At 56.7% G+C, this 14,124-nt stretch carries 12 protein-coding genes; 8 read left to right on the top strand and 4 right to left on the bottom strand.

Going from position 1 to position 14,124, the window contains the following annotated elements:
• The first annotated feature begins 17 nt into the window (after window positions 1-17).
• The 8 genes from C1878_RS15865 to C1878_RS15830 all read left to right on the top strand — a co-directional run bounded on the left by C1878_RS15865 (window position 18) and on the right by C1878_RS15830 (window position 9,945).
• Window positions 18-1,847, top strand: coding sequence for a glycosyltransferase (locus C1878_RS15865; RefSeq protein WP_114602539.1), 1,830 nt, complete (start codon window positions 18-20; stop codon window positions 1,845-1,847).
• A 190-nt stretch (window positions 1,848-2,037) separates the two neighbouring features.
• Window positions 2,038-4,950, top strand: a complete 2,913-nt coding sequence (locus C1878_RS15860; RefSeq protein ID WP_147272974.1) for a YfhO family protein — start codon at window positions 2,038-2,040, stop codon at window positions 4,948-4,950.
• The gene (gene rffA / locus C1878_RS15855) at window positions 4,947-6,092 is read left to right on the top strand and encodes a dTDP-4-amino-4,6-dideoxygalactose transaminase (RefSeq protein WP_114602537.1); all 1,146 of its coding nucleotides are present in this window, start codon (window positions 4,947-4,949) and stop codon (window positions 6,090-6,092) included. The genes C1878_RS15860 and rffA overlap by 4 nt, the downstream gene beginning before the upstream one ends.
• Before the next feature lie 15 nt (window positions 6,093-6,107).
• Window positions 6,108-7,040, top strand: coding sequence for a glycosyltransferase family 2 protein (locus C1878_RS15850; RefSeq protein ID WP_114602536.1), 933 nt, complete (start codon window positions 6,108-6,110; stop codon window positions 7,038-7,040).
• The gene (locus tag C1878_RS15845; protein WP_114602535.1) at window positions 7,037-8,053 is read left to right on the top strand and encodes an NAD(P)-dependent oxidoreductase; all 1,017 of its coding nucleotides are present in this window, start codon (window positions 7,037-7,039) and stop codon (window positions 8,051-8,053) included. Before C1878_RS15850 ends, C1878_RS15845 begins: the two co-directional genes overlap by 4 nt.
• Window positions 8,054-8,064: 11 nt before the next feature.
• Window positions 8,065-9,210 (top strand): acetyl-CoA carboxylase biotin carboxylase subunit family protein, encoded by a 1,146-nt coding sequence (locus C1878_RS15840; protein ID WP_114602534.1) that lies wholly within the window; start codon window positions 8,065-8,067, stop codon window positions 9,208-9,210.
• 5 nt (window positions 9,211-9,215) lie between these two features.
• Window positions 9,216-9,599: an EamA family transporter gene (locus C1878_RS15835; RefSeq protein WP_241963793.1), complete on the top strand. Its 384-nt coding sequence runs from the start codon at window positions 9,216-9,218 to the stop codon at window positions 9,597-9,599.
• The gene (locus C1878_RS15830; RefSeq protein ID WP_114602532.1) at window positions 9,592-9,945 is read left to right on the top strand and encodes an EamA family transporter; all 354 of its coding nucleotides are present in this window, start codon (window positions 9,592-9,594) and stop codon (window positions 9,943-9,945) included. Before C1878_RS15835 ends, C1878_RS15830 begins: the two co-directional genes overlap by 8 nt.
• A 40-nt stretch (window positions 9,946-9,985) precedes the next feature.
• Here the strand turns inward: C1878_RS15830 and C1878_RS15825 are convergent, their stop codons facing one another.
• From C1878_RS15825 to C1878_RS15810, 4 genes are all read right to left on the bottom strand, one after another.
• Window positions 9,986-10,585 (bottom strand): sugar transferase, encoded by a 600-nt coding sequence (locus tag C1878_RS15825; protein ID WP_114602531.1) that lies wholly within the window; start codon window positions 10,583-10,585, stop codon window positions 9,986-9,988.
• A complete protein-coding gene (locus C1878_RS15820) occupies window positions 10,585-11,811 on the bottom strand; it encodes a DegT/DnrJ/EryC1/StrS aminotransferase family protein (RefSeq protein WP_114602530.1) in 1,227 nt (408 codons plus the stop codon). Before C1878_RS15820 ends, C1878_RS15825 begins: the two co-directional genes overlap by 1 nt.
• Before the next feature lie 113 nt (window positions 11,812-11,924).
• Window positions 11,925-13,319 carry a glycosyltransferase gene (locus C1878_RS15815; RefSeq protein ID WP_241963792.1) on the bottom strand — a complete coding sequence of 465 codons (1,395 nt, stop codon included), beginning with the start codon at window positions 13,317-13,319 and terminating at the stop codon, window positions 11,925-11,927.
• Between the two features lie 47 nt (window positions 13,320-13,366).
• Window positions 13,367-13,864 (bottom strand): universal stress protein, encoded by a 498-nt coding sequence (locus C1878_RS15810; protein WP_114602529.1) that lies wholly within the window; start codon window positions 13,862-13,864, stop codon window positions 13,367-13,369.
• Between the last annotated feature and the right edge of the window lie 260 nt (window positions 13,865-14,124).

Raw genomic sequence — 14,124 nt, 5'->3', positions numbered from 1 at the left:
GGCGAGAGGGCGGGGTAATGGTGAAGCACCCTTTGGCAAACGTGTTGCTTGCGACTACCGATTTCACGCGCGATTACGGCGGATTGTATTATCGAACGGATGACGGTCTTGCGATATACGATGAGTCGGCTGGGCATCTCGCAATACGTGGACTCGTTAGTTTTGCCACCTATTTCAATGCGCTTCCCGTGAGCAAATGGTGCCGTTACACAAAGGCTGATTCGTTTTTTCTGCAGCTGGAGATAGAGGGGGCAGCATGCGAGGTTCTGTTTGTTGAGATGGACGAGGCCGCGTGCGAGCATCGTCCATCTGAGACGCCCTTAGCTTTTATTGTCGAGTCAGCGAGTCCTGTTTCGATTGAGATAGCGTTACCGAAAAGCAACGCCCCTTTGGTTTCCTTTGCGATTCGCTCAGAAGGGGAGGTGCATATCAAGGCGGCGCGTTACGCTGCTTGTTTGAGCAATTCCGACGTACGATCCGTTCGGCTTGCATTATGCACGACGACTTTCAAGAAGGAAGAGTTCATCGTTCCGAATATTGAGGCGGTTAAGCGCGAGATACTCGGCTGTGACGAGCCTATTTCTAAAAACTTTCATATGTTCGTGGTTGACAACGGCCGGACGCTTGATGCTGAGTCTCTGAGTGGGGATGGTATCACGATTGTGCCAAATGACAACGTAGGAGGCGCTGGAGGTTTCGCACGCGGCATGATAGAGTCGCTGGATATCGGGGCGACTCACGTATTGCTGATGGATGACGACGTAAGGGTTTCCCCTGAAAGTTTTAAGCGCACTTTTAACCTGCTTTCTTTGGTGAACGACGAGTACGTCGATGCCTTCTTGAATGGAGCCATGCTTGCTTTGGAGCGTCCAAATTTGCAATATGAGGATGTGGCATACGTCCGGGAGGACGGTATCTACGATCGGGTCAAGCCTGACCTGATCGTAGACCAAGCGTCAGATGTCGTCAAAAACGAAATCATTGACGTTGAGGTTGCGAATGCTTACGGTGCTTGGTGGTTTTGCTGCATGCCGACTGACGTCATACGTAAGCATGGGCTTCCATTGCCTGTTTTCGTTCGCTGCGATGACGTCGAGTTCGGCATGCGCTGCAAACCGAGAATGATGTCGATGAGTGGCATTTGCGTCTGGCACGCAAGCTTTGAAGGTCGCTTTCGAGCTTCGATCGATTGCTATCAGTACGTGCGCAACTTTCTTATCATGATTGCGGTTGACGATGCTTGCTCCGAACGCTTGTTCATGATGAGGTTCAATAGAACGTTCCATATCTTGCTGCGTGCGATGGATTACGGAAGCGTCGAACTCATGCTGGATGGGTTGGAGGACTATCTGAGGGGCCCTTCATTCATCGAGGACCCGCAAGGCGAGAAAATCTTGAAGCGTAACGCTTTAAAAAACGAGAAGCTTGTACCTTTGGAAGAATTGGGCCCCGAAATAGTTCAAGATTTAGAAATCGATCGCGCACTATTGGGCGCGGAAGACACGCGAGGGATGTTCGTAAAGCTGCTGGAAGCTCTTCCCCATGATAGGCATATGCTGCCTGACTTGTTTTTAAGAAATAAGCCAGCAAGCATGTACTATTGTCGCGGTGCGTATCCTGGATGGAAAACCATGGCGCGCAAGACGCTTGTTGCGGTGGACTTGTCTGGCGAGAAAGGGCATGTAAGGCAGATCGACAAGGGCCGGTATCGCGAATTGATGAGGCGTTATCGAAGCATCAGGGAGGAAATGAGAGAAAAGGGAAAGGATGTCGCCCAATCATATAAAGAGGCGAAGCCGTATTTGACCTCACGAGGGTTTTGGGAAAAGTATCTTGGCATTCGATAGGGCCTTATGATCGGTATCGGAGGCATCACGCCGTTCGCGCAATCCAATTTTTGCCAATGGGACAATAGCGGATTGTGCAATAGTATAGTATATGCTAGAGGAACTTCTAATAAGGAGGGCTAGGGGTGGAAAGCGTTTTGTGCGCTTTGCCGGGATGCGTGGTTTTTCGCTTTGGGGTGCGGGGTGTTGAGTGATTAGATTATTCAAGAATAAACTTGAGGCATTCGAGACGTCGGTGAGCAGACGTTCTTTTTTCGTTGTATATACGGTTGTGTTTCTAATCTTGTTCGCGGCAATGTCGTTCAGTTTCCTCATTGCAGGCAAAGGGTTCATTTGGAATGTCGATGGTCTTGAGCAGCAATACGTTTTCTTCGCTTACGAAGGTGAGTGGCTTCGCGAGCTGCTGTACAATCTGTTCATCGCCAGGACGGGGGATATTCCTTCTTGGTCAATGGAAATAGGTTACGGGGCGGATGTTGCTTTGACTCTGCTTCCCAGTTTGGGTGATCCTCTGAATTTGCTTTCGGTGCTGGTCCCCCTGCGATATGCTGATCTTGCTTTGAACGTTTCGGTTCCGCTCCATCTGTTCTTGGCAGGACTCGCCTTTTCGGGGTTTTGCCTGTATCGAGGCAAGGATCGTTTTTCGGTGTTGGTCGCTTCCATGGTGTATGTATTCAGCGGTTACACCTTGTTAGCCTTCTCGCAAATATTCATGCTCTATCCTCTTTTGCTTGGTCCTCTTGTCGTGTGGGGTATTGAAAAGATACTCTCCCATGAGAGCCCTCTTTTGTTCATAGTGGCATTGGCTTTATGCTTCTTGAAATCCGTCACCATGGTTTATGCAGTCTGCATCTTACTTGTGGTTTACTGTGCCATTCGTTATGCGTTTCTGCCTGAAAAGAAATCCTTTGGGGGATTTTTAAAATGGCTCTTCACCATTACCGGATATGTTTTGATTGCAGGTTTGATCGGTGCCATTCTCTTCATTCCGGGTGTTGTGACCCTTTTGGGAGAGGGGCGAATTGGGCTCGATCGCCCGGAATCCTTGTTGTATTCGATTACCTATTATGTCAAGTTGGTTCTTGGGTTCGGAAGTGTGGCGGACGTTGGGGCGGACTGCTCTTACGGGTTTGCTGCCATCGCTCTCTTGGCGGTGTTTCTCTTGTTCGGTAAGAACGCGGGCAAGGGAATTGCGTCGTCACCCAATCGGACTGAGTGCAAGGTTTTGAGAATACTCTTTGTTGTTATGACGATTTTCCTCTGTCTGCCGATCGTGGGCAAGGTGTTCAACGGTTTCGCCTATCCGAACAACAGATGGGTGTGGGCCTATGTCCTTTGCATTGCCTATATAGTGGCGGCCATGCTTCCTGATTGCTTGAGCATGAAAAGAGGATGTGGCAAAACGGCGGTCAAGGGCTCGATCGTTTACGCTTTTGTCGTCGTGTTCGTCCTCTTCCCGTTCAAAACGAACGAGGCGTTGTTCGGGGTGGCCGTGTTGTTTGTGCTTTTGACTGTTCTCGCGGGTGGACTCGAATTGTCCATGGCGAGCAAGAAGGTGGCGGTGCTAGTGTCGCTTCTTGTCTGCGTCGGGTTCTTGTTCAACAACTTTGGATCTCAGTTTGGTGCTTCTGGCGGCAGAGTAGCAAATCAGGTTGGGATGGGCCGATCATATGATGTGCTTGTCGAGAACAATCCAACTACGCTTGTCTCCCAGGTTAACGACAGCTCATTCTGGCGTTATGATTCGGCCGGTACCGGACAATACCTTAATGGCAACATAGTACAGGGTTTGAAATCGCCCCTGTTCTACGATAGCTACTACAATGATCTCGTCGATGAATACCATACGGGTCTCGGCTTGGCTTCGTCGTCCATCAACTTCATGTACTCCGGACTCGATTCTCGCACTCCTCTTGAGGCGCTTGCTGGTGTGAAGTACTTTGTGACTCCTTCCGATTCTACAAGTCTGGTGCCTCCTTTGTTCAATTCTGTTGCTTTGGAGGGGGAAGCCGAGGGGGAATCTTATCAGGTTTCCGAGACCGACTCCAATCTACCCCTTGTTTTTATGTACGACGAAACTGTGCCGAGGGAAAAGTATGATGCGATGGATCCAGCTCAGAAGCAGCAAGCTCTGCTTCAAGGGGTGGTGCTGGAGGATTCGCTTTCCCTTGAAGAATCCCCTGTTTCATTTAACGACGAACGGCTTGACTTCGTTGTTGAATACTTGGACGGAACTACGGTTGAGGTTGGAGACGCAAAGGAGGACTCCGGATTCTCGTTTGATGGCTCAAGCTTCACAGTGTATAGAGGCGACGCGAGAGTAGTTCTCGATGTTTTGATTCCGGCTAACGTCGATGCCTATGTTGGCATTTCCGGTTTCACGTACTACGACATTCTGCCTTCTGAACGTTTGAGCGAAAGCGATCGCGACAATGTCCAGCTGTTTCAAAAACAGCAACTGGCGTTCCAGGATGCAGTGTATGGCGTGGGAACGGTGGATTCGAAGATCAGGCTCAGGTTGGGCGAGGTGGAAAAGACGCTCTGGAATCCAACAAGCGGAAGCCATTTGTTCGGAGGAAAGGACGAATGGCTGGTGAATATGGGCTATTCGGATGCGGAGCGTCAGCGGATCGAGTTGGTGTTCCAGGATCCTGGGGTTTACTCATTCGATAAGCTGGAAGTTATTGCCCAGCCGGTCGGTGGGTTCGTATCTCAGTTGCAAAAATTGAAGATGACGAGTGACAAAATCAACGATGTTCGCTACACGGGTTCAACCCTTTCATGCGAGGCTTCGGTCGAAGGGGGCTCAAAACTCGTTTATTTTATGATTCCTTTCTCGCAAGGATGGAGCGCAGAGGTTGACGGCGTATCCGTTGATTTGCTGAAAGCCAATGTGGCCTTCATGGGCTTGGAATTGGACGAGGGCGTTCATGAAATTAAATTGCATTACGTAACCCCCGGCTTGAAACTGGGCGCAGCTCTTTCGTTGGGCGGGTTTGTTCTGCTCGCAGCGCTCTTACTGGCGCGCCGGAAAACACATCGTGCGAATGATAGAAAGGATCGCGGCGATCACGCCGCGATCGATGGGAGAATGAGGTCATGATCAACTTTAACGAGCCTCCTTTCTTAGGCATGGAGCTTGGCTACATTCAGCATGCTATCAATAACAAGAAGATATGTGGAGATGGTGAGTTCACCAAGCGGTGCAATGCTTGGCTTGAGGATCGCTTCGATTCCCAAAAAGCACTTTTGACGACGAGCGGCACCGCCGCGCTCGAGATGGCGGCATTGATGTGCGAAATCAAGCCCGGCGATGAGGTGATACTTCCCAGCTACACATTCTCGTCAACGGCGACGGCGTTTGTTTTGGCGGGAGCGCGTTTGGTCTTCGTGGACATCAGGCCCGACACGATGAACGTTGACGAGTGCGCGATAGAAGCTGCGATCACTGGCAAGACGAAGGTCATCGTCGTAGTTCACTATGCGGGCGTCGCATGTGAAATGGATGCCATCACGGCCATGGCATCGAAATATGACCTGCTGGTGGTGGAGGATGCGGCTCAAGGTGTCATGAGCGCGTACAAAGGCAGGCCGCTTGGAACTATCGGCGACTTCGGCTGCTACTCTTTCCATGAGACGAAGAACTATTCAATGGGCGAAGGCGGCGCACTGCTGATTGCCGACGAGAAACACAACGAGCCTGCAGAAGTGCTGCGTGAGAAGGGCACCAACCGTTCCCGTTTTTTCCGGGGACAGGTGGACAAGTATACTTGGGTTGATTACGGCAGCAGCTATTTGCCGAGCGACTTGAACGCTGCTTTTCTTTGGGCGCAATTGGAGCGTGCAGATGACATTAACGAGGATAGACTCGCATCGTGGAATCGGTATTATCGCGCTTTTTCCGATTTAGCTGCTCGGGAAAAGCTGTCGCTTCCCGTTGTGCCCGAAGGATGCGTTCATAATGCCCACATGTTCTATTTGAAGTGCCGAGGACTGGAAGAACGTACGGCGTTTATCGCCTATCTTAAGGAGAGAGGCGTCCAGTCGACATTCCACTACATTCCGCTGCATTCGGCCCCGGCTGGGCGTAAGTTCGGTCGTTTTGCCGGCAAGGACGTGCATACGACGGTCGAAAGCGAGCGAATTGTAAGGTTGCCGATGTATTATGGGCTTACGGTAGAGGATCAAGCTCGCGTCATTGAAGCGGTGCAATCGTTTTTCGCTTCTTCTTCGACGCGCTTCTGAAAGGAATAGGAAATCGTGTTCATTTCGGTCGTGGTGCCGGTGTACGGATGCCGAGCCGCTTTGCCTGAGCTCTGCCGGCGTCTTGCCGTCACATTCGAAGACATGGGCGCTCGCTACGAGATCATCTTGGTCGACGATCATTGCCCGCAGAACTCATGGGATGAGATCGAGAGACTGTGCGCCGAAGACGAGCATGTGGTAGGCGTAAGGCTTTCTCGCAACTTTGGTCAAATCAGAGCCATCACGGCCGGCCTCGATCTGTGCAAGGGCGATTGGATCGTTGTGATGGACTGCGATTTGCAGGACAGGCCGGAGGCGATACCTCAGCTTTTTGAAAAAGCTCAAGAAGGATACGATGTGGTCTTTGCGCGCCGCGTGGAACGCAAAGACACAGGATTGACGAAGTTGCTATCTAGGGCGTTCTACAAAGTGTACGAATATTTCACTGACGGCGCATACGATAGTTCGCTATGCAATTTCAGCGCATCGCGCCGCATCGTCATCGACAACTATCTTCGCATGCGGGAGCATAACCGCGGATATACTATGTTCATCAAATGGCTTGGTTTCAGGCAGGCCGCTATTGAGATTGAAGGGGATGAACGTTTCGAAGGCAAGTCTTCCTATAATTTCTCGAAGAAGATGCGTATGGCTTTCGAGCTGATTACCGCTCAATCGAACAAGCCCCTTCGATTTGCGGTTAACGTCGGTTTCGCCATAGCTCTGCTTTCATTCGCTTATCTACTTTACAATGTAATCAGATATTTTATCGACGGATCGGCTCCTGTCGGCTGGACGAGCACTATCGCCTCCATCTACCTTATGGGCGGTCTCACGCTCTCCGCTATTGGCGTGGTCGGCATTTACATAGGCAATATCTTCACCGAAGTGAAGGATCGGCCTCTGTACGTCGTGGCGGAAATATTGAATGGAAAGGAGCGGCCATGATCGTGGTAATCGGAGCAACGGGCTTTATCGGCATGTACACCGTCGATGAGCTGATCAAGGCGGGAAAAGATGTTGTTGCGACAGGGCGGAACGAGCGACTGGGCGCAAAGCTGGAAGATATGGGTGCCCGTTTCGTTCGCTTGGATATGACCAAGCCCGAAGATTTCGACTTGCTTCCGACCGAAGGTGTCGAGGGTGTTCTGCTGCCGGCGGGATTGCTGCCGGCCAATGCGACGGCTGATTTGGAGGACGAGGAGAACGCTGCCGATTATTTTGAGGTCAATGTTGTCGGCACGATCAATGCTCTTGAATACTGCCGTAAGAATGGCATCAAGAAGATCATATCGACGTGCAGTTATTCGGACGTATCCGGCGCTTGGGGCAAGGGCTATGCTATCACCGAAGACGAGCCGCGTGATTTCAAGTTCACTGGCGACCATGCTGTGTACGTCATCAGCAAGAATGCTGCCAACGACGTGATTGAATACTACAACCAGCAGCATGGTCTGCAGGGGTCGGTGTTCCGTTTGCCGCCCGTATACGGCGTCGGACCCCATGGCACTATCCTTGTAAACGGCAAGCCGTACAAATCGGGCATCGCTACGTTCATCGACAATGCGGAGGCGGGCCGCGACATCGAGCTCTGGGGCGATCCTCACATAACGCGCGATATCGTTTACGTGAAAGATGTAGCCCGTGCTTTTCGGTTGGCACTCGAAAGCGACGCTACCCGAGGGTTGTACAACATGACGAGCGGAACCAGTCTCGATCTTGAGGATCAAGCTAAAGCCGTGATAGAGGTGTTCGGCAAAGATAAGGGGTCGCAGATAGTTTACAGGCCCGACAAACCCAACAACACGCCCTCGTTTCTTTACGACATGTCGAAGGCGAAGCGCGATTTCGGTTTCGAGCCCCGCTTCACGGACTATGTCGAGATGATGAGGGATTACAAAGCCGAATTGGAGAGCGGACGCTGGGAGCTGCTCGAGGAATCCGGCAAAGCGAAGGGCTAGGTGCGGATACCATGGGCAAGCAGCTTGCCATTATAGGAGCGTCCCATTTTCAGAATCCTTTGATCGAGAAGGCGAAGGAAATGAGCTGCGAGACTCATGTATTCGCATGGCAGGCAGGCGATGTCGGCGAACGCACAGCGGACCACTTCTATCCGGTGAGCATTACGGAAAAAGATGCCATATTGGAGCAATGTCGACAGATTGGCATCGACGGCATTTGCAGTATCGGCTCAGATTTGGCGAATATCACGGTGGGTTATGTCGCCGAGGCTCTGGGTCTTACGGGCAACCCAACCGCTGTCGTCGCGCGATCGACCGACAAGCATCTTATGCGGAAAACGTTCGCTTCCTGCGGAGACCCTTCGCCGAAGAGCGTGTTGGTTGAGGGCGACTCGCGCGACGGACTGTCCGAGCTTGCGTTTCCCCTTATTGTCAAGCCTGTTGATCGCTCGGGAAGCCGGGGCATCACCAAGCTTGAGTCTGCAGAAGGCCTCGAAGCCGCTTTAGAGGCGGCGTTTTCCGAGGGATTCTCGAAACGCGCCGTTGTCGAGGAGTTCGTTACAGGGGAGGAGTTCAGTGTCGAATTCGTGTCATGGGAGGGTGAACATAGCTTTTTGGCGTTGACCAAGAAATTTACGACGGGCACCCCTCATTTTATCGAGACCGGCCATTTGGAGCCCGCTTCCATCGACGAGGCGCTTTTCGTTCGTGTCGTGCAAGTTGTGAAGCGTGCGCTTGATCATCTCGGCGTGCGTTGTGGGGCCTCGCACGCCGAGGTCATGGTGGATGCCGAAGGCAGCGTATGGCTCATCGAGATCGGCAGTCGCATGGGTGGCGACTGCATCGGAAGCGATCTTGTCCGCTTGTCGACGGGCATTGACTATACCGGTGCTGTCGTTGATATCGCTTTAGGCAACAAGCCCGACCTGGAGCCAAAAGGTCCTTCCGGATGCGCCTTGGTTCGTTTCGTTGTCGGTCAGGAGGATATCGATGTGCTCCACCGTCTTCAGGTTGGAGCCCCTGAGCTGATCGAGTACGTCAGCCCGATCGAGGAGCCGTCTTGCGAAGTGCGCGACAGTTCGACCCGGTTCGGCTACTTCATTATGAGAGCCGCGACGATCGAGCGATTACGGCCGTACCTGCCTTGCGCGATGTGATGCTTGTGAATCATTCGAAACTCAAGACGCTCCTCGTGCTGCACGTTCTGCTCATGGTGTACTCAGTGAGCGGCATCTTCAGCAAGCTCGCTTCGCAGCAAGATTTTTTCAGCTGGCAGTTCGTGGCATGCTATGCAGCCATCTTGGGTTTACTCGGTTTGTACGCTATTGGATGGCAACAAATCATCAAGAGGCTCCCTTTGACCACGGCGTTCGCCAATCGAGCGGTTGCGGTTGTCTGGGGTATCATCTGGGGAGTGGTATTTTTTGGGGAGACCGTTACGGTTGGCAAGATAGCGGGAGCCGCTCTTGTCATTTGCGGAGTGGCCTTGTTCGCTAAAGCCGACGGCGAGGACGCTAGAGGGAAAGGCGAGCTTGTCGATGGATAGCACGGTCTTGCTGTATTCCTGCGTTCTGCTTCTAGGTGTTTTCATCAGCTCGATATCGCAAGTTATGCTGAAAAAGGCTGCTCTAAAAGAATACGACAGCCCAATTAAAGAGTACCTGAATCCTTTGGTCGTATTCGCCTACGTGCTCTTCGTGGGCACGACGTTCCTCTCGATACTGGCGTACCGAGGTATTCCCTTGTCTATGGGACCCATACTCGAGGCAACAAGCTACATCTACGTTACCGTTTTCGGAGTCACCATCTTCAAGGAGAAGATGACTAAAAAAAAGCTCGTGGCGCTCGGACTTATTCTCGCTGGCATTTGTGTGTACTCGTTCGGGCGCTGAACCTCGCTCCGCAGCTAGTTTGGGGTGGAAGGCGAGAAGCTTATCGTTCCCCATCCTCCACGAACACGCCCTCTTGCTTGAACACCGTTGAGAACGTCTTGAAGAAAATCTTCACGTCCAAGGGGAAGCTCATGGTGCGCACGTACTCCACGTCCATCTTCAGGCGGTCGTGCCAGGGGAGGGAGTTGCGGCCGTAGACGGCGGCGTAGCCGGTCACGCCGGGCTTCACGGTGAGCTTGAGGGGCTCGTCGCCCTCGTAGAGCTCGGTCTCGCGGCGCAGGTCGGGGCGGGGGCCCACGACGCTCATGTCGCCTTTCAGCACGTTCAGGAACTGGGGCATCTCGTCCAGGCTCGTCTTGCGCATGAAGGCGCCCACGCGGGTCATGCGCGGGTCGTCGGCGCCGTTGTAGGTGGAGCCGTCCTCCATCACCAGATCGGGGGCGTTCACGCGCATGGAGCGCAGCTTGTACATCTTGAAGTCGCGGCCGTCCTTGCCGACACGCGGCGCGTTGTAGAACACGGGTCCCTTGTCCTCGAAGTGGATGAACGGCGCCAGCACCGCTATGATCAGCAGCACGAACGGCAGCGCCACCATGCCGATCACCAGGTCGCAAACGCGCTTTCCGAATCGCGCGTACATCAGCGGACGCCCTCCGCCTCGAGCGCGGCCCAGGCGCGATGGACCGCTTCGACGACGTAGTCGACGTCGTCGTCGGAGAGCAGCGTGTGCAACGGCAGCGTGACCTCGTTCTCGAACTGGGCGTGCGCGTTCGGGAAGTCAGCGATGTCGAAGCCGAGGTCGCGGTACGCGGTGAGCATGGGCAGCGGCTTGTAGTGCACGTTCGCGGACACGCCGTCGTCGGCCAAACGCTCGATGAGCGCGTTGCGGAACGCCGAGGTCTTGCCCGGCAGCCGCACGAGCATGAGGTGCCCGCTCGACTCGTTGCCGTCGCCGTAGTGCCGCAGCACGTCCACGCCCAAGTCGGCCAAGCCCGCCTCGTAGCGCTCCACCAGCTCGCGGCGGCGGGCGAGCAGGGCGGGGTAGCGGCGCAGCTGCGCCAGGCCCAGCGCGGCCTGCAGGTCGGTCATGTTGCATTTCCAGCCGGGGAAAGCGATGTCGTACTCCCAAGCGCCGGCGCGCGTCTTGGATAGCGCGTCCTTCGTCTGGCCGTGCAGCGCCATGAGCATGAATTGGCGGTAAAGCTCGTCGGAATCGAAGGCCCCCGCGCGCCACGCCAGGGCACCGCCCTCGGCGGTGGTGAGGTTCTTCACGGCATGGAACGAGAAGGCGGTGAAATCGGCCACAGTGCCCGACGGCCGGCCGTCTTGCACGGCCCCGAGGGAGTGCGCGGCGTCCGCCAGCACGACGACGCGGTCGAACGCGCGCTGCAGCTCGGTTGCGGGCCTCCAGCGGTCGCGCACGCCTTCCAGCGCGGCGAACAGGCGGTCGTAGTCGACCATGCGCCCGGCAATGTCCACGGGTATGACGGCGCGCGTCCGCTCCGTTACCAGGGACGGCAGCGCGTCGTAGTCCATCTCGTAGGTGCCCGGCGCCACGTCGCACAGAACCGGCGTCGCGCCCACGTGGCAGATGACCGAGCAGGAGGCGGTGTAGGTGTAGGCGCTCGTGACGACCTCGTTGCCCGGCCCCACGCCCAGCGCCCGCAGGGCGCACTCGAGCGCGGCCGTGGCCGACGCGAAGGTGGCCACGCGCTCGACTCCGGTGAAGGCGGCCAGCTCGCGTTCGAACTCCTTCGTCTTCGGACCGGTGGTTATCCACCCGCTCTTCAGCGCGTCGACCACCTCGTCGATTTCCGCCTGAGTGATGTCGGGCGGCGAAAACGAAACGCGTCTCTGCTCGGTCAAGATAAGGCTCCTCGTTCGTCTGTTCGTGCGGCCGCGTCGCCCATGATGCTGCGGCGCACCGAAACTCATATTTTGACGCGCCTGCGCCGTTTTGGCGAGGCGTTCAAGGGAAATCACAGCAGCGTACGCAGCAAATCCACGATCTCGCGGTACGAGCGCGGCTGGTCGAACTCCCGCTCGGCCACGGCGCGCGCCTTGGCGCCCATGATCTTGCGCCGCGACGCATGCCCGGCAAGGGCGGCTATCTCGTCGGCCAGGGCCCGCGGATCCTCGGCCTGCACGTTCGCGCCGAAGCCGTCCGCAGCCACCTTCGCGCGGAACTCGGGGCTCGACCCGGTGTTGATCATGGGCTTTCCGCTCGCCAGGTAGTCGCCGATCTTCGTGACGATGCTCTGCGCGGCGGACTTCACGAGCGAGTTCACCACGATGTCCGAGGCGCACAGGTAGGCGGCCATGTGCCCGTAGTCCTGGTACCCCAAAAAGTCCGCCGGGGCGTTCAGCTCCCGGGCGAGCGCCTCCAGCTTCTCGCGGTCGGGGCCGTCGCCCAGCACCTTCACGCGCACGGGCGGCGCGGCAGACGCGGCGGCCGCGCGGTCGCAGCCGGCATCGCCCGCCAAGTCGACGGCCTTCGCGAGCCGTTCCTGCTCGAGCAGCGCGGCGGCCCTCACGAGCGTGGCCACGTCGTAGCTCGCCCCGAGCGTTCCCGCGTACGTGACCCATATCTCGCCCTGGGGCTTCTCGACCTCGCCCGCATGCTCGCGCGCGCCCGCGTCGAAGGCGGCCAGGTCGTTGCCCACGTACACGGTGACGTGGGGGTAGGGCTTCTCGCGGTCGGCGGCCGGTCGCGCGGCGTACTCGTCGGACGTGCCAACCGCGCCGGCGAGCAGCTGGTAGACGCGCTTCGCGTCGCGGGCGAAGGGGTAGAACGCCACGTCGCTCACCACGGGGATGTCCACCACCATGCGCATGGCCTCGGGCCACAGGTCGTTGATATCGGCCACGAACGGGATGCCTTGCGCCTCGGCGGCTTCCGCGCAGACGCGCGCAACGTCGTTCGGCGGGATCTCCGCGTACACGAGGTCGTAGGCGCCGGCGTTGCGCGCGAAGTGCTCGCGCAGGTTCTTGGCGGCCACGTGGTGGCTGCGGATGCGCCCGAGGTCGAGGTTGCGCGTGTAGCCCGGCTCCTCGATGAACACGATGCGGTAGGGAAGGCCCTGGTAGCACGCCTTCGAGCAGTCGCGCTGAGCCTTCTCCCAGTGCTGGAACGTCGACGTGATGAGGTTGACGGAGAAGCCCTCGCGGGCGAGCAGCTCCGACAGGAATCGGAAGCGCGTGTAGCCGCGCGTCTCGTCGCCCAGCTTCACGCCCATCGTCACGACGGCGATGCGCTTGGGCTTGCGGTCGCGCTCCGCCGGGCGCAGGGGGCGCGAGAACGCCTCGCGCGCATTGCCCGACGCCTCGTTGACGACGTTGTTCGCCGCATCTTTTTTCTGGGAATTCGTTTCCATAACCGGGCCATTATACCAAGCGAGCGGGCGCGGCCGGCCGAGAACCGCTACTTCCTCTCCGCCGGCTCCTTCGCCACGAGCACGGGGACGTCGGCCGAGCGCAGCACGCCGTAGCTCACGCTGCCCAGCATGCCGCGCAGCACGCCCAGGCCGCGCGAGCCCATGACGATGAGGTCGCAGCCGTGGTCGTTCGCGTAGTCGTTGATGCCGTCCACGACGGAAGGGGCGTTCACGGCCGTCACCTCCACGGGGTTGGGCAGGCCGTCGAGCAGGCCGCCGATGGCTCGGTCCATGTCGTCCCTCTCGCGGGCGAGCGTCGCCTCGGCGAGCTTCCGGTACAGTTCGGGGTCGACGGCGAGCGGCGGGACGCTCTCGTAGGGGTTCGCTTCCAAGCCGAGCGACGGCGGCATCTCGGAAAGGTAGACGACGTCGACGACGTGCAGGCGGATGCCCGGATCCTCCTCGGCGAGCCCCTTGGCTATCTCGAGCGCGCGCACGGCGTGCTCGGATTTGTCGAACGGCACGAGGATGTTGGAGAACTTCATGGCCACCTCCGTTGATCGCGGTAACGCCTGATGGGACGTATGCAGTATAGCATGGGCGATTCGGCCCGCGCCGCCCCGCAGACGCAGACGGCCGCGCTGCGGAAATCCGAGCGCGGCCGTCGAAGGTCGATGCGGGAGGGGGGTGTTTCTATAGTTTTGTCAACTCATCTTTTCACGCTTTCCTAGAGAAGCAGGGCATGCTGACGCGAGCCCTGCGATAGGGCCTATTGAGACGGAGCGCGCCGGCCAACTCTCAGGAC

The organism is Gordonibacter sp. 28C (genome assembly GCF_003339845.1).
Lineage (GTDB): Bacteria > Actinomycetota > Coriobacteriia > Coriobacteriales > Eggerthellaceae > Gordonibacter.
Note: the sequence above shows the minus strand (reverse complement) of the source record. Positions and strands in the feature narration are given on the sequence as shown.

Coding starts and splice junctions, on each gene's coding strand:
- C1878_RS15865 (WP_114602539.1), top strand. CDS start 18: ATGGTGAAGCACCCTTTGGCAAACGTGTTGCTTGCGACTACCGATTTC.
- rffA (WP_114602537.1), top strand. CDS start 4,947: ATGATCAACTTTAACGAGCCTCCTTTCTTAGGCATGGAGCTTGGCTAC.
- C1878_RS15845 (WP_114602535.1), top strand. CDS start 7,037: ATGATCGTGGTAATCGGAGCAACGGGCTTTATCGGCATGTACACCGTC.
- C1878_RS15840 (WP_114602534.1), top strand. CDS start 8,065: ATGGGCAAGCAGCTTGCCATTATAGGAGCGTCCCATTTTCAGAATCCT.
- C1878_RS15830 (WP_114602532.1), top strand. CDS start 9,592: ATGGATAGCACGGTCTTGCTGTATTCCTGCGTTCTGCTTCTAGGTGTT.
- C1878_RS15825 (WP_114602531.1), bottom strand. CDS start 10,585: ATGTACGCGCGATTCGGAAAGCGCGTTTGCGACCTGGTGATCGGCATG.
- C1878_RS15815 (WP_241963792.1), bottom strand. CDS start 13,319: ATGGAAACGAATTCCCAGAAAAAAGATGCGGCGAACAACGTCGTCAAC.
- C1878_RS15810 (WP_114602529.1), bottom strand. CDS start 13,864: ATGAAGTTCTCCAACATCCTCGTGCCGTTCGACAAATCCGAGCACGCC.